The sequence below is a fragment of the Stenotrophomonas mexicanensis genome (assembly GCF_032911605.1).
Classification (GTDB): Bacteria; Pseudomonadota; Gammaproteobacteria; order Xanthomonadales; family Xanthomonadaceae; genus Stenotrophomonas; species Stenotrophomonas maltophilia_A.
Genome location: NZ_JAWJTG010000001.1, coordinates 179,146 through 198,765, shown reverse-complemented (window position 1 = coordinate 198,765; position 19,620 = coordinate 179,146). Strand labels below are relative to the sequence as shown.

Sequence of the window (19,620 nt, the reverse complement as noted above, 5' to 3'; positions counted from 1 at the left end):
TGCGCTAGAAATCGTAACGGACGCTGAGGCTATATTGGCGTGGCGGACCATAGAAGCCAATCAGCGTGCCGACCGCCGGGATGTTGTAGCCGGTGGTGCGGTATTCCTTGTCGGCCAGGTTGGTGCCCTGCAGCGAGAAGGTCCACGCATCATCCAGACGCCAGATGACGCCGGCATTGACCAGGCCGTAGCCCTGCTGGCGGATCACCGGGCTGAGATCAGTGGTCGGCCACACTTCGCTCTGGTAGCTGTAGCTCACCCGTGCTGACAGGTTGCTGCCGTTGGCCAGGTCGGTGCGGTATTCCACGTTGAATGCACCTGAGAATTCCGGTGCATTGGTGAACTTCATCTGCCTGGCCACGTTGACGCCACGATCCATGTACTCGTCGTACTTGGTATCCAGCCACGCCAGGTTGCCGGAAATCAACCAGTGCTGGCTGGGCAGGTACTGGTACTCGACTTCCAGGCCTTTGACCGTACCTGCGCCGGCATTGGTGAAATCACCGAAGAAGGAGTCATCGACACCGTCGCCATTGGTATCCAGGCCGGTGAACACCGACAACTGGATGTCCTTGTACTTGTTGTAGAAGGCCGACAGATTGAGGAACAGGCGCTGGTCGAGGAAGGCCATCTTGCTGCCGACCTCGTAGCTGTCCACGGTCTCGTCATCGAACGGTTCGGCCGAGCGCGGCACGGCCACAGCGTTGGCGCGGATGTTGTAGCCACCGGACTTGAAGCCACGCGTGGCCAGGCCGTAGACCATGATGTCCGGAGTGATCTGGTAGTCCAGCGAGACCTTGGGCGAGACGTTCTTGAAGTTGGTCTTCTTGTCGAAGTCCGCGGTCACCGCCACCGGCCGGCTGAAACCCGGGTCGGCGTACAGGCGGTTCAGCACGATCGCGCGCTTGTCCTCGTCGGTGTAACGGGCGCCTACATCCAGCTTGAGTTTGCTGGTCAGGTCGAAGGTCCAGTCTGCGTAGAGCGCGATGCTGTCGGTCAACACCTTGCCCTGGTTGTCGGCGAACTGCGCACTGAAGTAGTTGTTCTGGATCTGGCCGCCCGCCTCGCCACTGAACTGGTACAGGCCGACCACACCGCGCACCCGGCCGCCGGCATCGTAGTTCAATTGCACTTCGTTGCTGACCTGGTCGTCGTGATAGGTGCCACCCACGTCGGCCAGCTTGACCGGCGCGGTATCGAAGTCGATGTTGGCCTCGCTGTCCGATTCACGCTTGGCGACCACGTACTTCAGTGCAATGTCGTCGTTCGGCCGCCAGTTCACCGTGGCCGAGGCACCCTTGCTCTCCACGTTGTTGAGATTGCGCATGCCCGAGCGGATGTCGTAGCGGCTGTCCATCGGTGGATAGGCGCGCAGGAACGGATTGGGCGCCAGCATCTTCGAGCCGCGCATGCCGGACTGATCGTCGATCCAGTCCAGTGCGAACTGCACGTCGAAGTCATCGCCCGCGTACGCGCCCAGGTTCAGGCGTGCCGCGTTGATCTGCTTGTCACTGACCGGCTGGCCGTTGAAGGTGTTCTCGCCAAACCCGTCGTGGTTCATGCTGGCCACCGCCACGCGGGCGCGCAGGCCACTGTCGGCACCACCAATCGGGCCGCCGATGGCCGCTTTTGCATCCAGCTGGCTGTAGTTGCCCACGGTGATCTGGGCGAAGCCCTCGGTCTGGGTGGGCAGGCCGCGCGAGATGTACTTGATCGCGCCGCCGATGGTGTTCTTGCCGTAGAGCGTGCCCTGCGGGCCGCGCAGCACCTCGATGCGCGAGACATCGAACACATCCAGCAGCGCACCCTGCGGGCGCGCGATGTAGACGTCATCCAGGTAGATGCCTACGCCCGGATCGGCGCCCCAGGTGGGATCGGACTGGCCGATGCCTCGGATGTAGGCGGTGACCGTGCTGCTGGCGCCACGCGCCGCGTAGATGGTGAGGTTCGGCACCTGCGCATCGAGGTCGCTGATGTCCTGGACATTCATCTTGTCCAGCGCCTCGGAGGTAAAGGCGGTGACTGCAACCGGCACCTCCTGCAGGGTTTCCTCACGCTTGCGCGCGGTGACCTTGATGCTGTCCAGGTTGGTCGGCGAAGCGGATCTGCCTGCCGTCGGTGATTCCTGTGCCAGTACCGGCCCCGTGGCCAGCAGCGCGCCGATCATGAGACTCAAACAATTCCGTTTCATTCGGTCCTCCCCCAGGCATGAGCGTGCGGATGGCCCATTGCCACCCCTGCAGCCAAGGCTAGCGGTGTCATGGGCAAGCAGCGAGTGGACCTAGGTCCAGTCGGCAGCGGCCCGTGGACGCGGATACTGGGCGCGCCCCCAACCGGAAGCGGTCCCCGGTACTCCTTCATCCACGACTCACGCACGAGGATCTGGCCATGAAATCCGGAATCGATTCGATCAAGGCGGTACTGCTGGTGTTGTGCAGCTGGCTGGCGATGGCGGGCAGCGCGGTTGCCGCTGGCCCGGCCGGTCATTGGGATATCGGCCTGTACGGCAATCTGTTCGGCGCCCGCGAGTACCAGGTCTGGGTGCCGGCCGGCTACGACGCGGCCCAGCCACTGCCCCTGCTGCTGGTGCTGCACGGCTGTGTGACCGGGCCGAACCTGATGGGCGAGGCCTCCGGCTTCAACGATGTGGCCGACACTGAGGGGTTCATCGTGGTCTACCCCCGGCAAAACGTCACCTCCAATCCGACCCGCTGCTGGAACTGGCAGCTGCCGATCAACCAGGCCCGCGACAGCGGCGAGGCCTCGATCCTGGCTGGCATCGTGGACAAGGTGAAGTCCGGTTACAGCGTCGATCCACATCGGGTCTACGTCACTGGCATTTCCGCGGGCGGTGCGATGACTTCGATCATGCTGGCCTGCTACTCGGATGTGTTCGCCGCCGGCGCCATCCATTCCGGCGGCATGTTCAAGGGTGCGACCACGATTTCCGGTAGCGCCTATGCGTTGCTGGCCGGCAGCATCTATTCGCCGGACAGCAATGGCCGGCTGGCCTGGCAGTGTTCGGGCTCGCCGTCACCGCGTCCGATCCCGGTGCTGGTGTTCCATGGCAGCGCCGATCTCACCGTCAATCCGGTGAACGGGCAGCAGGCCGTGCGCCAGTTCCTGCAGACCAATGACCTGGCCGACGATGGCCTGGACAACGATTCGGTGAAGTACCTGCCGACCAGCACCTACCAGGGGCAGGTGCCGGGTGGGCGCGCTTACACCGTGGACACCTATGCCTATGGTGGCAGGACGCTGGTGCAGCACTACGTGGTGCAGGGCATGGGGCATGCCTGGAGCGGCAGCCAGTCCGGCCTGCCGTTCACCGACCCGAAGGGACCGGATGCCACGCTGATCACGTGGTTGTTCCTGAAGGACTACCAGCGCTGAGGGGAAGGGCAATCCTTGCCGGTGCGGGAGCCACGCGCTCCCGCATCCATCAGCGTGGCTCCTGCGGCCGCTGATCGTCGGCGTCCGAAGCCCGCTGCCGAGTGCCTCGTTCCGCCAGGAAACGCTTGGGCGGCGCACCCACGGTCTTGCGGAACATGGTCACGAACGCTCCGGCACTGTCATAGCCCAGGTGGTCCGCAACGGCCTGTACTGTCCTGCCTTTGGCCAGCAGCGGCAGCGCGACCACAACATGCAGCTGCCTGCGCCAGCGCCTCACGCTTAAACCGGTTTCTCCAGAGAACAGGCGCGACATGTTGCGCTCGCTCATTCCAATCCGGCTCGCCCAGACTTCAAGCGTTGCCCGTTCGGCTGGCGTGTCCAACATTGCGTAGGCAAGCCGGCGCAACCTTGCATCGGATGGCATGGGCAGATGGAGCCACTCCGGTGGCGCGGCGATCAGCTCATCCAGGAACACGGCCATCAGGCGGTCCTGCGCGCTGCCGGGCTCGTAGTGCCCGGGAAGGGCGGACGCCCGCTCCAGCAGGGCCTGCATGAACGAGGTGATCGCCATTGCAGCGCAGTGCGTCGGCAGCCCCGGCACGACACCGGGTTCCACGAACACCACGAACCCGTGCGGCCACCCACTGCTGCTGGCCCGATGGGACAGGCCACCGGGAATCCAGATCGCACCCTGTGGGGGAACCACCCACAGGCCGGCTGCAGTCTCCAGCATGATCAAGCCGCGCGTGGCAACCAGCAGCTGTGCCTTCCGGTGCGCATGGAAGGGCATCTGCCAGGCATCTGGAATGGGGTCCAGCCCAAGCACCATCACCGGAAGATCGACACGGTCCGGGTAGTCGGGCCCAACCTCGCTCAGCCCCGCAATCGAAATCTCCACGCCGGACCTACGACTCAGAGCTACGCCGGGCAGTACGGCGGCGCTCACTCGTCATCGCGTGCCGACACCGCTTCGCGCCTGTGCCAGATACAGATCAGTCCCATCAGGACATGGACGATCGGCGCGTCCTTTCCTGTGGTTTCGGTGGTCCGTGGCTGTTCAATCACGCTGACATCCTCTCTTGTTGAGGATGGGAAGCGTATGCGGCAAGCCCGCAGGCGTCATTCGACAGTTCCGCCAGGTGATTCACCAATCCGGCCATCTCTGTCGACGTGGCCCCAGGGAAGGGAGGGTTCGGCCCAGGATTACAGCGCCGGAACCGTGATCCTCTGCAGGTCGAGCTTGGCCCTCAGAGCGTAGTGCTTGCGGGTGACCGGCACGACGCAGGTCAGGCGAGGATCGACATAGTCCTTGAACAGCGGCGGACGCGGGGAAGACAGGTAGAACCCGCGATCCTGCTTGACCGCCGCCGGCAGCAGAACCTCGCTGAGGTCGCTGTCGGAGGCATCGGTGACGAGGCAGGGCGCATGGCGGAACCCGAGCCGGCGCAGCAGGTACAGGCGATGGGAGCCATTGGTCAGCACCATGCGCCTGCCGAACCGGGTGGCGCTGATCAGGTTGTCACTGAAACCCAGATAGATGACGACGGCGTGGCTGGCTGCGCCGAACGGCTCGTAGTCGGCGATGGCAGCCGGATCGAGGGTCGCCACATCGAGGAAGCGCAGGTCGTTCGAGGTGGACGCGAAGGTGTAGCTGCCATCGGACTGGGTGAAGCGCACTTCCGGATGTGCATGGCTGCCGCTGCGCGCGACAAGCTGCATGACCTCCTGCGCGCTGGGCGAGGCGGTCAGGGATGCCGCCAACTGATCGATGTGACGCAGGTTGATGCACTCCTGGAAGATCACCAGTCGATCGATCTCGACCATCTGCCAACTGCGTGGCAGAACACTCGTCATCCGGTGCATCGAGGGTTGTCGCAGCGCCTGCTCAGCCAGCGGCAGCATCTCATCCGGTAACGCATGGACATTGATGGCGTCGGCCTCACCGGCTTCCTCCTGCTGCAGCCTCAGCACCTCGGCACGTGCCGTCCGCCATTCCTCCACCAGCGCAGCCTCGTCGAAGCGTCCCGGTGGGCAACGCTCCCGTACGAAACGGATGAACTTCGGCAAGGGAAACATCCCTTTCAGCAGAAGCGTGGGATCCAGGCCGTCGTCTCTGATCTCGCTGCTCATCCCTCTCGCCTCTCGTAGGTCATATCGACAACGGGCCACTGGCGTCATTCGTCACGCCAAAATAATATGTTATATCGTAACATTCGGGTGCCTTGGCGGCAATCGCCCTGCAATGTCGCGGCGATGGTGGCTTGGCTGCTCCGTATCCAATGCAACGCGATCCAACGCAATGCGCGGGTACATCCACTGACGATAGGAGATGTTCATGAACGAGCTGATTGAGCTGGGTGTAGTGGCAGGACAGCAGAACCCTGCGGATCAGGGCATGGGTGGCGAACTGATCGAGCTGGGCTCGGTGGTTTCGGAAACGAAGGCGCACAACCACGGCACGTTGTGGGATGGCGTGTTCCCGACCACGTCGCCCTGATCTACCGCGCAATGTCGCATCTGCGGTGCATGCCCTGCATGCACCGCTTCTCCGGTTCCGGCGCAGGAGCGCATGATGGAGCAGGCTGCCGCCCCGTATTTCCTGTCAAAGCACGCCCACGTCTGTGTCACCGGCGATGCGATGGTGATTCTGGACCAGGCCACGGGAAAGTATCTTTCCCTTGAAAAACGCGGCGCCGCAGGCCTTGGCAAGCTCGTTCTCGATTGGCCCCTGCAGTCCGATGACGCAAGCACGCCAAGGCTTCTGCAGGCCTTGATCGACCGCCGCTTGATCACCGCGGATCCGCAGCAGGGGAAATCCGCTGCCAGCCCTGCCATTGTGCTGCCTCGGTACTGGGCGCGCGAAGGCGCGCCGCGAGGCCGTCCGCCCATCATGGCGCGCGACCTGCGTCGATTCATCGCCTCGTGCGCCTATGCCGCCTGCAGCAGAACGTTCCTTCCTTTCAGTTCCACGGTGTCGGCCGCGCGCCGTCGGGCGGATCGCGGCCACAGCCGGCCGGTAAGCGCTGAAGAACTGGCCCTGCGGGTGCGGGTGTTCGACTGGCTTCGACCCCTGGCCTTCAGGAAAACCGATGAGTGCTTTCTCTACTGCCTGGCGATGCGCGGATTCCTGTCGAACTACGGCATCGTTCCGGCCTGGGTGTTCGCCGTCAGAACCCAGCCGTTCGCCGCGCATTGCTGGCTGCAGCACGGCGATCAGGTGTTGACCGACATTCCCTTCAACCTGCGCCGGATGGTTCCCATCCTGGTGCTGTAACGAAACCTGCCATGTACCGATACATCGCCGTGCTCTGGAACACCCACTCGGAATCCGCGACGGCGCAGGCGGAACGCATCGTGGAAAGGATCGGCGCCAGGCTGCCCGGCATCGCCTGCGTGTTGAACGACAACGGCGCGGCGATCCATGTGCAGAGCGACAACCACGGCTATTTCGAATGCAATCGCTCGAATGCGCTGGTGGTACTGGGCAAGCTGTTCCACAAGACGTTCGGCGAAGGCAAAGTGCCTTGCTGCGTGAACCTGGATCCCGCCACAGCGGACGCCGCCTGCAGCAGCCAGGGCCGCAGCATCGTAGAACACTACTGGGGCCGCTACGTGGCGTTCGGCTTCCAGCAGGAAACGTCGAGCTGGTTCGTCCTGCGCGATCCCACTGCGGAGATCCCGTGCTATATGACCACGGTGGGCCAGTTGACGCTGGTCTTCTCCAACATGGAAGACTGCCTGATGCTGGGTCTGCGCGAATTCAGCGTTGACTGGTCCTTCCTGTCGTACTCGCTGCTGTACCCGTTTCGTGATGGCCTGCAGACCGGCTTCGAGGAGGTCACGGCGGTCGAAGCGGGTGAAGCGGTTTCAATCCGCGATGGAGAGCCGGTGGGCCGGCACTGCCAGTGGGACGTGGTGCGGCTGGCCCGCGACGCGCCGATCGAAGATCTTCAGGAAGCCGTGTCGCTGGCGCGTTCCACGCTGCTGGGCTGCATCGGTGCACTGGCCAGCCCGCACCGGCGCATCCAGCTGCAGCTGTCAGGCGGGCTGGATTCCTCGATCATCCTGGCCGGCCTGTTGCAGGCGCCGTCGGCACCGGAGGTGACGTGTGTCCATCACTACGATGAGGGCATCGGCGCCGACGAACGGCTGTTCGCGCGGATGGCAGTGCAAGGGGCCAGTGATTCCTCGGGCAGGCGTTGCGAATACATCGAGTACCGAAGGCAACCTCACTGCGCGCTGGAAGAGATCATGACCTTCCCGCGTACAGCCCGGCCGGCGCATTGTTCCGGCTATCTTCTCCACCGCCGTGACGTGGCCTTCGACGGTGACACCGTGCAGTTCACCGGTGTTGGCGGTGATGCGGTGTTCCTGCGTTTCAAGGGCAATGCCGCTGCGATCGACTACGCCTGGCGGCGCGGCATCGACCGGGATTTCTTCCGCGTCGCCTTCGAAACCGCGCAGTCCGGCGATTCACTGTACGGGGTGCTGAAGGATGCGATGGTCCATGGTCTGCTCAAGCGGCCAGGCAGCATCAATGGCCGTTGGGGCAAACCCTGCCCATGGGTGCGGGTGGACCGCGCCGAACAGGATGGCATGCAGCCGGCCTGGTTGCGGCACGCGCAGGCGCAGGGGCATCGCGTATCACCCTACAAGCTGGCCCATATTGGCCGCATGGTGTTTCCGACCAGCGTCCTTGATCCGTTCGAAGGTGCAGGCCACTGGCATGGCGTATCGCCGATCAGTGCGCAGCCGCTTGTCGAACTGTTCGCGCGCATTCCGCTGCACCTGCTCATCGCGGACGCGGAAGACCGCACCATCGCGCGGCGTGCAATGAAAGGCCTGTTGCCAGAGGTGCTGCTGTCGCGGAAGGTGAAATCCTATCTGGATGATCACTCCGTGGCGGTCACCCAGGGGCACCAGCAGTTCATCAGGAATCTGCTGGTTGACGGTATGCTGGCCATGCGCGGCTATCTCGACAGCGCGCTGGCCGATGCGGGCATCCAGCAGGTCAGCCCGGACCACTCGTCGCAGGTGCTCGGCATCTTCGGCCCGCAGATCAACATCGAAGCGTGGCTGCGGCGGTGGTCAGGCGGGCATGGCCCGCAGGCGGCCGCCGTGGCCTAGGTGCTGCGGCTCATCTCTTCCAGGTACAGGCTCTCAAGATCGTTCGCGGTGATCGTGCTGGCATCCAGTGTCCTGCGCAGGCGACCGGCCCGCATCAGGCCGATCGTGGTCGCCACCTCACGGGCACGGAACAGATCGTGGGTGGCCATCAGGATCGCTGTGCCGCGATCGCGTTCCCGCACGATCAACTCATGGAATTCGGCTGACGCCGTAGGGTCCAGGCCCGAGGTGGGTTCATCCAGCAACAGGGCCCTGGCTTCCTTGACGATGGCCAGTGCGATGCCGACCTTCTGCCGCATGCCCTTGGAATAGAAGCCCACGCGTCGCCCGAATGCGTCGGTCGCCAGGCCGGCGGACCTGAGTGCGTCCTTCAACCGCGCTGGCGAGCGTTCCTCGACACCGGCCAAGCGCGCGAAGTAGTCCAGATTCTCGTAGCCGGTCAGCTCGTCGTACAGCGCCACGGTCTCGGGGATGTACAGCAGCCGCCGGCGTACCTCCTGCGGCTGCTGGTGCGCACTGAGACCGTCCACTTCGGCCGCACCGGAGGTGGGTTTCAGAAAGCCAAGGAACAGCTTGATGGTGGTCGACTTGCCGGCGCCGTTGGCGCCCAGCAGGCAGAAGATCTCGCCGGGCTTCACCTCGAAGCTGACGTCATCCAGCGCCCGATGTGCACCGTGTTCCATGACCAGGCTTTTTGCAGACAGCATGTGGACGTCTCCTCAGGGCGTTGCCAGCCGGCTGCGCAATGCACCGGCTGCAAGCAGGACAAGCAGGGTGGCAATGATCAGTGCGGCGAGATCGGCCAGGACACCACGTTGGGCGACGCCGGCTGTTTCGTGGAACTGGAAGCGGGGCAGGGTGTCGTACTCTTCGAAGGTCTGCGGCGCGTCACGATCCAGATAGGCCTTGTGCAACAGCCGCCTCGCCTGCCAGAAGGAGTGGACCTGTCCCTGGAAGTCGAGCGCGCGGTCGGCATCCGAGCCTGCGATGCGGTCGAGCGCGTCCTGTGTCGCGACGGCCGGCAGCAGCAGCCGCACCTTGTCCAGAACCTGGCGATGTGCGGCCTCGGCCTGCGCATGCGAGGCGATCAGGCGTTCCAGTTCCCGGTCAGCTGCAACCCGATCGGCGTAGGCCTGGCGCACAGTGTCGGAGATGACGGGGGACGGCAAATTCACTGGCGCCGACGTCGCATGCTCGCGCCGCTGGCGCGTGGCGATGTCGGACTGCATCGCCTTTACTTCGGTGGCGAACTGCATCTGTGACGGCGGCGGCGCGATCAGATTCACCGTGGCCAGCGCCAGCGACGGCGCCATGACCACGATCAGCAGCCACAGCGCGCCGGCGGCGATGGCCGCCTCGGTGGTGCGCCGGGCAAGGCAGCCGATCAGCAGTGCAAGGGCCAGCCAGAACGCGCCGTACAGGAGGACGGTCAGGGCCAGCATGGCCAGGCCCGAAGGACTGCGCGCGCCGGCCCCGATCGTCACCGCCAGGAGGATGGCCAGTGCGGGCAGCAGCACCATCAGGCCACGGGCCAGCACCTTGACCACCAGCAGGCGCGTTGCCGACACCGGCTGTGACAGCACCAGCGCCGCGATGCCGCGCTCGCGCTCACGGGACCACAGATCGTGGGTGGCCACGAGAATGACCAACGGCAGCAGGAAGACGATGACGAAGGCGAGGTCGAACCGTCCCGCAGCCCGTGCCGCTGGATTGCCGATGTCGGCCCAAACGTGCTTGAGCAGCTGGGTCGGATCGCCCAGCGCGACCACATCGGCGGTGTAGGGGTAGGCGTCTGCCTGGCCGATCGACAGCGTTGCCATGGCGGCGGGCGCCAGCACCGGCTGGGCGCGGGGCAGCACCGAAGGCGCCTTGCTGACGAATGCCCGGCTGCGTTCCTTCGTCTGTTGTTCTTCCTGCTTGATCAGGGCGATGGCCGCCTCCCGCTGGTCCACCCATGCGCGGCCGTTCCACGCGGCGTAGGCACCCAGCCCGAGCAGCAGGACAAGCAGCACCGGCAGCGCTCGATCGCGCAGCAATCGGCGGATCTCATAGCGGGCAATCGACACAACGTTCATGGCGATCTCCCCAGCTTCCGAGCGGAGATGAGCACCACCACGCAACCCAGCATCAGCCAGACCAGCAGAATGACGAGATTTCCGCGCTGCGCGGCAGCGGTACCGACCAGGGTCTGTTGCGGCGGCCGGTAGTGCACTGAACGGGTGATGCCGGCGATGTCGGCCATATGCTTCCCGCCTTGTGGTGCCTTGTGCAGTTTCACTTCCTGGTTGAGTGCCTGGATCAACCGATAACGGTAGTCCTCCACGCCGCGCAGGAACGCCAGATGCGCCGGGAAATCCGTGCCGGCGAAGGCGCGCGACCAGGACTGCAGCGCCAGCGTCGGCGAGGCAAGGCCAAACAGGCGCTGGGTGGCGTCCTGCTGCTGGTAGGTGGCATGCAGGCGTTCGAAATGGCGGTTGTAGACGCGCGTCGAGTTGGCCTCGGCAAACTCCAGCGCCACACCGCGGAAGTTCAGCGGCAGGTCGTCAACGCTGTCGACCCGGTAGCGCGCCATCAACGCCGTGCGCAGGGCATCGAGGCGTTTGTCGGCCGGGTCATGGCCATCCGCGCCGTTCTCCGCTTCTTCGGTCACGCCGGTCCTGAACGCCGGTGCCGAAGGGGTCGGGTACAGGGATTCGGCAACCGCAGGCGCCACCCTCGGCAGCAGCAGCGTGGACACCACCCAGAAGCCGAGCAGCACGACCAGTGACGTCCGTGCCGAGCCGGCAAGTGCCGACACCCCCACGGTAAGTGCACAGAACACCGCCAGATAGAGCAGGTAGGCGGCCGCCAGTGCGAGCAGGGCGGCAAGATCCGTGGCGTCGCCGTACTGGATGGACAGCCCCGGAAGACTGATCAGCAGCATGGCCAGCACCAGCAGCAGCGAGGCGGCCGCCAGGGCAATCAAGCGTCCACAGATCAGCACGCCGGCCGAGGCGCCGGTGCCGAGTTCCTGGCGCAGCGTCTCGCGGGCCACATCGCCGGACAGGGTGGCGAACCCGGCCAGGATGATCAGCAGCGGCGCCACCACCTGCAGCGCCCACGCCGCAGAGAAGCCCTCGAAGCGGCTGAGTGCGGTGCCACCATCCACGGCACGGTGCCGGGCCGGGTTCTGCGCGTGGCCTTCGATGAACACCGAGGTTCCCAGGTAATCCGTCAGCCCCGGGTCCAGTGCAGCCAGTGGCCGCACGGGGGCAGCAATGGCACGCCCCACATGTGCGGCGCTATGCGGGTCGATTGTGCCCTGGCTGTCCCAGAGCCGCGCCTCTTCCTCGCTCATTGCCTGGCGCTCCTGCGCCTGCAGGGTCAGGCGTGCAGCACCACTGAGCACCGATGCTCCCGCAATCAGCAACAGGGCAAGGGCAAGCCACAGCACGCGCCGCTCGCGCCACATCAGCGTGAGCTGGGTTGCCGCAACAGCAAACGCCTGCTGGATGGCCATGACGGACCGGGACAGGGCAGGGGCTTCGGCGCGCATGGCGGCTTACCAGCGGTGCGTCAGCGTCATGGACAGGAAGCGGCCCAGCGCTGTCGCATTGGTGGGGTCGTAGCCGGTGTTGATGCTGTTGACGATGAACGGCGGATCCCGGTCGAACAGGTTCTGCACGTTGAACGCAAGCGAGGTGCCACGCTGCGGGTCCGCTGACGCACCGAAGTGGTAGGCGAGGTTCAGATCGATGGTCGTCCAGGAGCTGACGTGGGGCCGGGCGACATTGGCGGGGTCGCGGTAACTGTCCACGTAATTCACGAAGATGCCCGCCGCGGCCTGTTGCCGGCTCAGCGCAATGCCACCGCGCATCTTGAGGTCCACCGGGTAGTACACCGAATTCACCGCATCCACCTCGGGCGACGTACTGGTCACACGACGTTTTGATTCGATGATGTACTGCCCGGCCAGGCTCATCGCGATGCGGGTCTGGCCGGCATCAACGTCATAGCCGGCGCTGAAATCGACACCGCGCTGCTGGGTGAAGGCGTTGTTGCGGAAGCGGTTGTCCAGGATCACCCGGCTGTTGGTTTCGTCCGTTCCCGGTGGCAGCGCATACGGCCCCACGCGCGAGACGAACAGGCCCAGCCCCGAGATGCCCAGCTGGCGCGCCTGCTGGATCTGCTGCTGGGTCGGATTGCTGGTCAGGATGTCCGCGTAGGGTGCCGTGGACTGCAGGAACAGCGACGGGAAGCTGCCGCCGAAGCCACTGCCGATCCGGTCGGCGTATTCGATGTGGTAGTAGTTCGCATCGATCTTGAGCCCCGGCAGCGACGGCGGCGCGAATGAGAAACCGCCGGTCCAGGTCTTGGCCCGTTCGGGGCCCAGATCGGGATTGCCATTGGAGAGCATCATCAGGATGGTGCTGCCATTGGCTGCGCTCGGGTTGGGCACATTCGCCACCACCACGGTGTTGTTCAACTGCATGTCCTGGTACACCGGTGCCCGGTAGGAGCGGCCGTAGCTGGTGCGGAACGAAAGCCCCTGGGTCGCCTCCCACAGCAGGCCGAGCTTGGGATTCAGCGTGGAACCGAAATCGCTGTAATCGTCATAGCGCGCTGCCGCAGTGAAAGACAGGCTGCGCACGCCCGGCATGTCCTTCAGCAGCGGGATGTTGAGCTCGCCGAAGGCGGACCTGATCGTTCGATGCAGGTCGAGTGGCTTTTCCAGGCCGCGATGATCGATCAGCTCATAGCCATCGCGGCGGTAGCCCGCGCCGAACGCCGCGCGTATCGGCCCGGCGGGCAGGCTGAACAACTCGCCGTCGGCGACCACATCCAGGTAGCGGGATTCGGAGTTCGTATCGGTCGGCGGCGCCGTACTGGCCGAACTGCCGGTGATGGTGGTGCGCTGATAGGAAACGTCACTCCTGCCGAACCCGGAATTCAGGCGCGCCTGCCACTGTCGCGGAAGATCCAGCGTGAGTCCGGCGAACAGGTCGAACTGCCGCGTGTGCGGGAACAACCGGGTTTCGTCGGCGGTGCCGGAAATGGTGGTGTCCATCTCGCGCTTGGCGAACGAGCCGGTCACGTTCAGGGTCAGCGCATCGCTGAGCTGCTGCACGCCGTCCACGTACAGGCTGTGGCGCTTGGACCCCGGGTAGAGGTCGTACGGTTTGACCCGCACGTTCTTCGAGAAGTCCTTGTCCACCGCCGCCAGGTTGCTCTGCTTCAGGAACTCGTAGCTGGCCAGCACATGGCCGCCATCCCACGACAAGCCTGCCGACTGCGATGCCTGGTACTCCTCCATGCCACCGGCGGTGACGGTGCCGTAGCGCACAGCGGTCTCATACCCGGTGAAGTCGCGGCGCAGGATGATGTTGACCACACCACCGACGGCGTCGGTGCCGTAGATGGCCGAGGCACCATCGGTGAGGATCTCAACGCGTTCCACCGCACTCAGCGGTATCAGCGAGACGTCCACGTACTGGTAGCGGTTCGACGAGGTCACGCGGTGGCCATTGATCAGGGTCAACGTGGTGCCGGTTCCCAGGCCGCGCAGGTTGATCGCGGTGCCTTGGCCGAAGTTGTTGCCGGTATCGCGGTCGACGCCAAGGTTGGCGACGTTGGCACCATTGGCGCCTCCGCCGAAGTTCTGTGGCAGTTTCTCGAACAGCTGCTGCACGGTAGCCACGCCGGTGCGGTCGATGGCCTCCTTGTCGATCACGATGATCGGGGATGCGCCGCCGCCAATGGCATCGCGGATGTTGCTGCCGACCACCAGCACCTTGTCCAGGGTGGCGGTCGGCGCCTCGGGTGCTGCGCCTGCGGCCCGCGAACGCCGGGCATCGCTGGGGTTCTGGGCGATCGCAGGCACGCTGGCCAACAGTGCAGCGGCAATGCTGAGGGCCATGAGCGCGCGTGGCATGGCAGCGGATACGTTCGTCATTCCCCGGTCCATCGATCCCATCCGAAAGTGGCCTGCGACGTGGCTACGTCGCTCCTGAATGGATATGTTATAGCATATCATTATGGGGTTGAGTCCACGCCGGAACGAGGCCGATGAAGAAGACTGCTGTTCCGCCGCCCGTCGCTGAAATCCTGGGCACGTACTGGAAGGCTGACCGCAGGCTGCTGCTGCTCATCGCCGGCAGTGTCGTGCTGTCCAGCCTGGCCAATGTTGCGGCGCCCTATCTTTTCTCACGCCTGATCGACCGTCTGCCCATCGACGGGGTCGGCGCTCTCGCGGGCGGCTTCCTGCTGTATGCGGTCATGCTTGGCGCTGGCAGCGCCCTGCAGAACACCGTGCAGTACCTGTCGTTCCTCAGCGGCGAGAATCTTGGCTTCATCACCAGTACCCGCTACTTCGCCCGTCTGCTGAAGAAGACCAACAGCTTCTTCCTGGAGTACAACGCCGCCGAGCTGCAGGTTGCAGGGGAGAAAGGCCGTGGCGCGCTGAAGATCGTGGTGCAGCTGGGGCTGGTGGCCTTCATTCCCAGTGCGCTGCAGATCCTGCTGACGCTGATAACGCTGGGTGCGTTGATCAACCTGCAGGTGGTGGCCATCGTGCTGGCCTACGGCACGGTAGCCGTCACGCTTTCCGCCATCGCTACCCGGCGCGCACGCATCCATCGCGAAGCTGCGGTCGAGGCCGGCCAGCAGAACGCGCGCTTCGTCGGCAATGCCATGAATGCCATGGAGACGCTGCGCCAGTTCGGCGGCAGCGCCTGGATGGTGCAGCGCTTCGAGCAGAAGGCCCAGGAGGTGCGCGACAGCTGGCGCGCCTACGTACTGCAGCGGATCGGCTTCATTGCGCTGCTGGGCATCGGCCTGGCGGTCGAGTTCATCGTTACCTTCCATCTGTTGCTGCCGCGCTACCAGAGCGGCGGTCTGAGCGTCGGCGACATCGTCCTGTTCAATCTGCTGCTGCTCCAGCTCAACATGCCGTTCGAGATGATCGCTCGTTCGATCGATGACGTCGCGCGCTCGTGGAGCATGCTGGCTCCGCTTTCCACCTTGTGGGCGGCGCCCGAGGAGCGACAGGCAGCCGATGCCCAGCGCTTTGCGGGTGAAAGCGGCCGGCTGGCGTTCGAGTGGGTCAGCCACCGCTATGGCAACGGTCGCGGGGTAAGCGATGTGTCCTTCGAGGCCGAACGTGGCGGCATCAATTTCCTGATCGGGCCGACCGGGGCAGGGAAGTCGACGCTGTTCAAGCTCGCCCTGAAATCGATCGATCCCCAGCGTGGTCGGATCCTGGTCGATGGCCTTGACCTGTCCCGGATCGACCGTGCGGCCTGGCATGCCGCTGTCGCGGTGGTTCCGCAGGATGTCATCCTGCTCAACGAAAGCCTGGCCGACAACATCCTGCTCGGGCGCGCGCGTGATGATGATCGGCTGCGGCATGCCGCACGCAAGGCTGCGATCCTGCCGTTGATCGAGGCGCTGCCCGAGGGCCTTGAAACCACCGTGGGCGAGCGGGGCCTGAAGTTGTCCGGTGGGGAACGCCAACGCATCGCGATTGCCCGAGCACTGTATGGCGAGCCGGCGATCCTGTTCCTGGACGAGGCCAGCTCCGCGCTGGATGAGGCCACTGAACGCGAGATCATGGACCATATCCGCGCACTGGCGAACGATGTAACCGTGGTGGCCATCACCCATCGGCGCGGTATCGTGAGCCCGACTGACCGGGTGATTGAGCTGGAGAGTGATCGCTGAGCAACTTGGTCATGGCGACCGAACCACGCCCAACTAGAGCAGCAACAGTGCCCCGATCAGCGCAGGCGGCATCACCAGCGCGCCGACGCGCAGGAAGTCGAGCGCGCTGACATGCTCGCCCTCGCGGCGCAGCGCCACCAGCCACAGCATCGTGGCCAACGAGCCGGTCACCGACAGGTTGGGGCCCAGGTCCACGCCGACCAGCAATGCGGCGCGGGTCTGTGCCGGCAGGTCGGCCATCTGGCCCAGCGAGCCTGCGGCCAGGCCGACCGGCAGATTGTTGGCCACGTTGCTCAGCAACGCCGCCGCGCCACCGGCCAGCCAGCTGGCCTGGTGTGGCGATGCCTGCGCCACGGCCTGCAGCGCGCTGGCTGCCGTCTGGATGACACCGGTCTGTGCCACCGCTTCCACCAGCACGAACAGGCCGGCCACCAGCGGCAGTACGCCCCATGACACGTGGCGCAGCAGCGGCAACGGACTGCGCCGCTGGCGCATCGCCACCAGTGCCACACTCAGCGTGCCTGCGCAGAACGTGACCAGGCCGAGCGGGCCGTTCAGTGCGGAGGTCACCAGCAGCACGGTGCCGGTGAACAACACGCCCAGAGCGCTGAGCCGGCCGCCTTCGGTCAGCGGACGATGCGCCGGTGCCGCCACCAGCGGCTGCGCGATCTCGCGCCGATGCACCCAGCGCAGCACCAGATAGGTGGCACCGATCGCGGCCAGCGACGGCAGCGCGAACTGTGCCAGCCACTGCGTCAGCGGCGGCATGTGCTGGCCGTACACCACCAGGTTGGCCGGGTTGGAAATGGGCAGCACGAAACTGGCCGCATTGGCGATGAAGGCGCAGACGAATAGATAGGGCAGGGGGTTGGCACGGGCCGCCTTGCAGGCGGCGTAGACCGCCGGGGTCAGCACCACCGCCGTGGCATCGTTGGAAAGGAACACGGTCACCAACGTGCCGACCAGGAACACGAGGTCGAACAGGCGTCGTCCCGAGCCACCTGCATGGCGGACCGCGTACAACGCCAGCCAGTCGAACAGGCCTTCGCGCCGGGCCAGCTCGGCCAGCACCATCATACCGACCAGGAACAGATAGACATCGCGGCCCTCGGCCACCGCGTGCAAGGTCGTGCCGACCGACATCGCTCCCAGCAGCGGAAGCAGAAGGGCAGCCCCCAGTGCCCACACGTACTCCGGAATGCGGAATGGCCGGAACAGCAGGCCTACGGTGGCAACGGCCACGGCCGCCCAGATGAGGAAAGAGGAGTAGGAAACGAGCATCGGGCGGGGTGTCTCAGCGGCGTCGACGCGTACCTCACGGGAACGCGCCCGCTGCAATCGCGGCAGTTCGGGGAAGGCGGCATCATACTCCGTGAGCTGCGCCCGAGCTGTGGAGCCCAGCCCATGCTTGTCTGCTTGCCGCGTGCCCCCGGCACCCACGCTCCGCGAACGTTTTCTTCGGGCGCTCTTCACCGTCGCTCCGCTTAGAGTGAAGGCCACTCAAAGTGTCACGCATGGAATCAAAGATGTCCGAATACCGGGACTGGATCTTCAATGCCAACGGCCGAACCCTGGTGGCCCGGGTGGAGCTGGATGGCGACGGCGGCGGCACCATCAACCGCTACCAGTTGACTCCGGGTCCCGCGCAATCCGGGCTGTGCATCAAGGTGGCCTCGCAGGCCGAAGCCGCAAAGAAGCTCGAAACCGAGGTGGAGAAGCTGCTCGGCCCAGAGTGGTGAAGAGGGCTTCGCTACGGCAGAAGCGTTGAGAGGTTGCCAGCGCAACTCCGCAATCTCAGCCCATGTGACGGCCGACCGTATTCTTCCGGCCATGCATTCCCCCTCCAGCCCTCCCGATTTCATGACCGCTACCCGGCCCTCCGGCTGGGTGCAGAGCGGTGACCGCTGGGACCTGTGGTGGAACGGCCGCTGCGTGGCCAGCGTCGTGCCGCATGCCGTGCTCGGCGTCCGCCTGTTCCTCGCCGCGCGGAAATCACCCCAGCCCAAGGTCGTGGCCGCCGTGAATGCGCGGCAGGCCAAGCGCTACGCCGAGCGCTGGTGCGCCGCCCGGCTCTGCCCCCAGTTGCGATTGCGCGATGCGGTGGCGCGGCTGATAGATAAAGGTACTCCATCACCTCCGGCACCCACGCGGGAACAACGGCAGCAGGCCCGCCGCCTGGCCGAGGCCGGGGCGGGAGAGATGGGGCGGATCAAGGCGGCGCTTGGGCCGCGGCCCCCGGCGATGCTGGCCAGGCCCGAGGTGCCGGGGCGGGGTGGAGCCTGGCCGATACCAGATCAGGCTCCGTCAACCGGACGGCCGGATGCGAGTGCGCTCCCGGCCAGGGCTACGCCGAAAGTTCCTCGCGCACGATCCTGGCCCCTTCGCTGAGCGCACGCAGCTTGCCCCGTGCCACGTCACGGGCCAGCGGCGCCATGCCGCAGTTGGTGCTCGGGTAGAGCTTGTCGGCGTCCACGAACTGCAGCGCCTTGCGCAGAGTGTTGGCCACTTCCTCGGCCGTCTCCACCGTGCTGGAGGCCACGTCGATGGCGCCCACCATCACCTTCTTGCCGCGCACCAGCTCGATCAGGTCGATCGGCACGTGCGAGTTGTGGCATTCCAGCGAGATGATGTCGAGGTTGGAGGTCTGCAGCTTCGGGAACGACTCTTCATACTGGCGCCACTCCGAGCCCAGCGTCTGCTTCCAGTCGGTGTTGGCCTTGATGCCGTAGCCGTAGCAGATGTGCACGGCGGTCTCGCACTTCAGTCCTTCGATCGCACGCTCCAGTGCGGCCACGCCCCAGTCGTTCACTTCGTCGAAGAACACGTTGAAGGCGGGCTCGTCGAACTGGATGATGTCGACGCCAGCGGCTTCCAGCTCCTTCGCTTCCTCGTTGAGGATCTTCGCGAATTCCCAGGCCAGCTTCTCGCGGCTCTTGTAGTGTGCGTCGTACAGGGTGTCGATCATGGTCATCGGCCCGGGCAGTGCCCATTTGATCGGCTGCGTGGTCTGCCGGCGCAGGAACTTCGCATCCTCCACGAACACCGGCTTCGGGCGGCTCACGGCACCGACCACGGTCGGCACGCTGGCGTCGTAGCGGTTGCGGATGCGCACGGTTTCGCGCTTCTCGAAATCGACGCCGTTGAGGTGCTCGATGAACGTGGTAACGAAGTGCTGCCGGGTCTGCTCACCGTCGCTGACGATATCGATGCCGGCGTGCTGCTGTTCCTGCAGGGACAGGCGCAGGGCATCCTGCTTGCCTTCGGTCAAGCTTTCATCCTGCAGTTTCCAGGGCGACCAGAGCTTTTCGGGCTCCGCCAGCCAGGAGGGCTTGGGCAGGCTGCCGGCGGTGGAGGTGGGGAGCAGTTTCTTCGTCGACATTGCGTTCTGTGTCCTGGGGCGAA

At 65.1% G+C, this 19,620-nt stretch carries 16 protein-coding genes; 7 read left to right on the top strand and 9 right to left on the bottom strand.

The genetic code is table 11. The features are described from left to right. Positions 1–4 precede the first annotated feature (4 nt). Positions 5–2,167 carry a TonB-dependent receptor gene (locus tag R1L06_RS00965; RefSeq protein ID WP_317216757.1) on the bottom strand — a complete coding sequence of 721 codons (2,163 nt, stop codon included), beginning with the start codon at positions 2,165–2,167 and terminating at the stop codon, positions 5–7. Between the two features lie 221 nt (positions 2,168–2,388). On the opposite strand from R1L06_RS00965, the gene R1L06_RS00960 reads away from it, so the two are divergent. Further along, positions 2,389–3,393, top strand: coding sequence for an extracellular catalytic domain type 1 short-chain-length polyhydroxyalkanoate depolymerase (locus R1L06_RS00960; RefSeq protein WP_317216649.1), 1,005 nt, complete (start codon positions 2,389–2,391; stop codon positions 3,391–3,393). A 49-nt stretch (positions 3,394–3,442) separates the two neighbouring features. Here the strand turns inward: R1L06_RS00960 and R1L06_RS00955 are convergent, their stop codons facing one another. Together R1L06_RS00955 and R1L06_RS00950 are read right to left on the bottom strand one after the other, a co-directional pair. After that, positions 3,443–4,339, bottom strand: coding sequence for an AraC family transcriptional regulator (locus tag R1L06_RS00955; RefSeq protein WP_317216648.1), 897 nt, complete (start codon positions 4,337–4,339; stop codon positions 3,443–3,445). 257 nt (positions 4,340–4,596) lie between these two features. Continuing rightward, complete coding sequence (locus R1L06_RS00950) at positions 4,597–5,523, bottom strand: hypothetical protein (RefSeq protein WP_317216647.1); 927 nt, start codon at positions 5,521–5,523, stop codon at positions 4,597–4,599. Between the two features lie 205 nt (positions 5,524–5,728). Between R1L06_RS00950 and R1L06_RS00945 the strand changes: the two genes are divergently transcribed. From R1L06_RS00945 to R1L06_RS00935, 3 genes are all read left to right on the top strand, one after another. Then, complete coding sequence (locus R1L06_RS00945) at positions 5,729–5,890, top strand: hypothetical protein (RefSeq protein WP_317216646.1); 162 nt, start codon at positions 5,729–5,731, stop codon at positions 5,888–5,890. 75 nt (positions 5,891–5,965) lie between these two features. Beyond that, the gene (locus R1L06_RS00940; protein WP_317216645.1) at positions 5,966–6,667 is read left to right on the top strand and encodes a lasso peptide biosynthesis B2 protein; all 702 of its coding nucleotides are present in this window, start codon (positions 5,966–5,968) and stop codon (positions 6,665–6,667) included. Between the two features lie 11 nt (positions 6,668–6,678). Further along, the gene (locus R1L06_RS00935) at positions 6,679–8,520 is read left to right on the top strand and encodes an asparagine synthase-related protein (protein ID WP_317216644.1); all 1,842 of its coding nucleotides are present in this window, start codon (positions 6,679–6,681) and stop codon (positions 8,518–8,520) included. On the opposite strand, the gene R1L06_RS00930 is transcribed toward R1L06_RS00935, so the two are convergent. From R1L06_RS00930 to R1L06_RS00915, 4 genes are read right to left on the bottom strand one after another with little or no spacing between them, the layout of a single operon-like run. Beyond that, positions 8,517–9,227 carry an ABC transporter ATP-binding protein gene (locus R1L06_RS00930; protein ID WP_317216643.1) on the bottom strand — a complete coding sequence of 237 codons (711 nt, stop codon included), beginning with the start codon at positions 9,225–9,227 and terminating at the stop codon, positions 8,517–8,519. The genes R1L06_RS00935 and R1L06_RS00930 overlap by 4 nt on opposite strands. 12 nt (positions 9,228–9,239) lie before the next feature. Continuing rightward, positions 9,240–10,595 carry an ABC transporter permease subunit gene (locus R1L06_RS00925; RefSeq protein WP_317216642.1) on the bottom strand — a complete coding sequence of 452 codons (1,356 nt, stop codon included), beginning with the start codon at positions 10,593–10,595 and terminating at the stop codon, positions 9,240–9,242. Continuing rightward, positions 10,592–12,055 (bottom strand): DUF3526 domain-containing protein, encoded by a 1,464-nt coding sequence (locus tag R1L06_RS00920; RefSeq protein ID WP_317216641.1) that lies wholly within the window; start codon positions 12,053–12,055, stop codon positions 10,592–10,594. Before R1L06_RS00920 ends, R1L06_RS00925 begins: the two co-directional genes overlap by 4 nt. A 6-nt stretch (positions 12,056–12,061) precedes the next feature. After that, on the bottom strand, positions 12,062–14,452 hold the full coding sequence (locus R1L06_RS00915) for a TonB-dependent receptor plug domain-containing protein (RefSeq protein WP_317216640.1): 2,391 nt from the start codon (positions 14,450–14,452) through the stop codon (positions 12,062–12,064). Between the two features lie 113 nt (positions 14,453–14,565). Here R1L06_RS00915 and R1L06_RS00910 point away from each other — a divergent pair, with 113 nt between their 5' ends. Continuing rightward, positions 14,566–16,218 (top strand): ABC transporter ATP-binding protein, encoded by a 1,653-nt coding sequence (locus tag R1L06_RS00910; protein WP_317216639.1) that lies wholly within the window; start codon positions 14,566–14,568, stop codon positions 16,216–16,218. Positions 16,219–16,251: 33 nt separating this feature from the next. On the opposite strand, the gene R1L06_RS00905 is transcribed toward R1L06_RS00910, so the two are convergent. Next, a complete protein-coding gene (locus tag R1L06_RS00905; protein WP_317216638.1) occupies positions 16,252–17,499 on the bottom strand; it encodes an arsenic transporter in 1,248 nt (415 codons plus the stop codon). Positions 17,500–17,744: 245 nt separating this feature from the next. On the opposite strand from R1L06_RS00905, the gene R1L06_RS00900 reads away from it, so the two are divergent. Both R1L06_RS00900 and R1L06_RS00895 read left to right on the top strand, forming a co-directional pair. Beyond that, complete coding sequence (locus tag R1L06_RS00900; protein WP_012511105.1) at positions 17,745–17,957, top strand: hypothetical protein; 213 nt, start codon at positions 17,745–17,747, stop codon at positions 17,955–17,957. A 25-nt stretch (positions 17,958–17,982) separates the two neighbouring features. After that, a complete protein-coding gene (locus tag R1L06_RS00895) occupies positions 17,983–18,606 on the top strand; it encodes a hypothetical protein (protein WP_317216637.1) in 624 nt (207 codons plus the stop codon). Here R1L06_RS00895 and R1L06_RS00890 read toward each other — a convergent pair. Next, positions 18,563–19,597, bottom strand: coding sequence for a methionine synthase (locus R1L06_RS00890; protein ID WP_132810146.1), 1,035 nt, complete (start codon positions 19,595–19,597; stop codon positions 18,563–18,565). The genes R1L06_RS00895 and R1L06_RS00890 overlap by 44 nt on opposite strands. Positions 19,598–19,620 lie beyond the last annotated feature (23 nt).

What these genes read in the sequence shown, in the direction of transcription:
- R1L06_RS00965 (WP_317216757.1), bottom strand. Translation starts at nt 2,167, where the DNA reads ATGATCGGCGCGCTGCTGGCCACGGGGCCGGTACTGGCACAGGAATCA.
- R1L06_RS00960 (WP_317216649.1), top strand. Translation starts at nt 2,389, where the DNA reads ATGAAATCCGGAATCGATTCGATCAAGGCGGTACTGCTGGTGTTGTGC.
- R1L06_RS00950 (WP_317216647.1), bottom strand. Translation starts at nt 5,523, where the DNA reads ATGAGCAGCGAGATCAGAGACGACGGCCTGGATCCCACGCTTCTGCTG.
- R1L06_RS00945 (WP_317216646.1), top strand. Translation starts at nt 5,729, where the DNA reads ATGAACGAGCTGATTGAGCTGGGTGTAGTGGCAGGACAGCAGAACCCT.
- R1L06_RS00940 (WP_317216645.1), top strand. Translation starts at nt 5,966, where the DNA reads ATGGAGCAGGCTGCCGCCCCGTATTTCCTGTCAAAGCACGCCCACGTC.
- R1L06_RS00935 (WP_317216644.1), top strand. Translation starts at nt 6,679, where the DNA reads ATGTACCGATACATCGCCGTGCTCTGGAACACCCACTCGGAATCCGCG.
- R1L06_RS00930 (WP_317216643.1), bottom strand. Translation starts at nt 9,227, where the DNA reads ATGCTGTCTGCAAAAAGCCTGGTCATGGAACACGGTGCACATCGGGCG.
- R1L06_RS00925 (WP_317216642.1), bottom strand. Translation starts at nt 10,595, where the DNA reads ATGAACGTTGTGTCGATTGCCCGCTATGAGATCCGCCGATTGCTGCGC.
- R1L06_RS00920 (WP_317216641.1), bottom strand. Translation starts at nt 12,055, where the DNA reads ATGCGCGCCGAAGCCCCTGCCCTGTCCCGGTCCGTCATGGCCATCCAG.
- R1L06_RS00915 (WP_317216640.1), bottom strand. Translation starts at nt 14,452, where the DNA reads ATGACGAACGTATCCGCTGCCATGCCACGCGCGCTCATGGCCCTCAGC.
- R1L06_RS00910 (WP_317216639.1), top strand. Translation starts at nt 14,566, where the DNA reads ATGAAGAAGACTGCTGTTCCGCCGCCCGTCGCTGAAATCCTGGGCACG.
- R1L06_RS00905 (WP_317216638.1), bottom strand. Translation starts at nt 17,499, where the DNA reads ATGCTCGTTTCCTACTCCTCTTTCCTCATCTGGGCGGCCGTGGCCGTT.
- R1L06_RS00900 (WP_012511105.1), top strand. Translation starts at nt 17,745, where the DNA reads ATGTCCGAATACCGGGACTGGATCTTCAATGCCAACGGCCGAACCCTG.
- R1L06_RS00890 (WP_132810146.1), bottom strand. Translation starts at nt 19,597, where the DNA reads ATGTCGACGAAGAAACTGCTCCCCACCTCCACCGCCGGCAGCCTGCCC.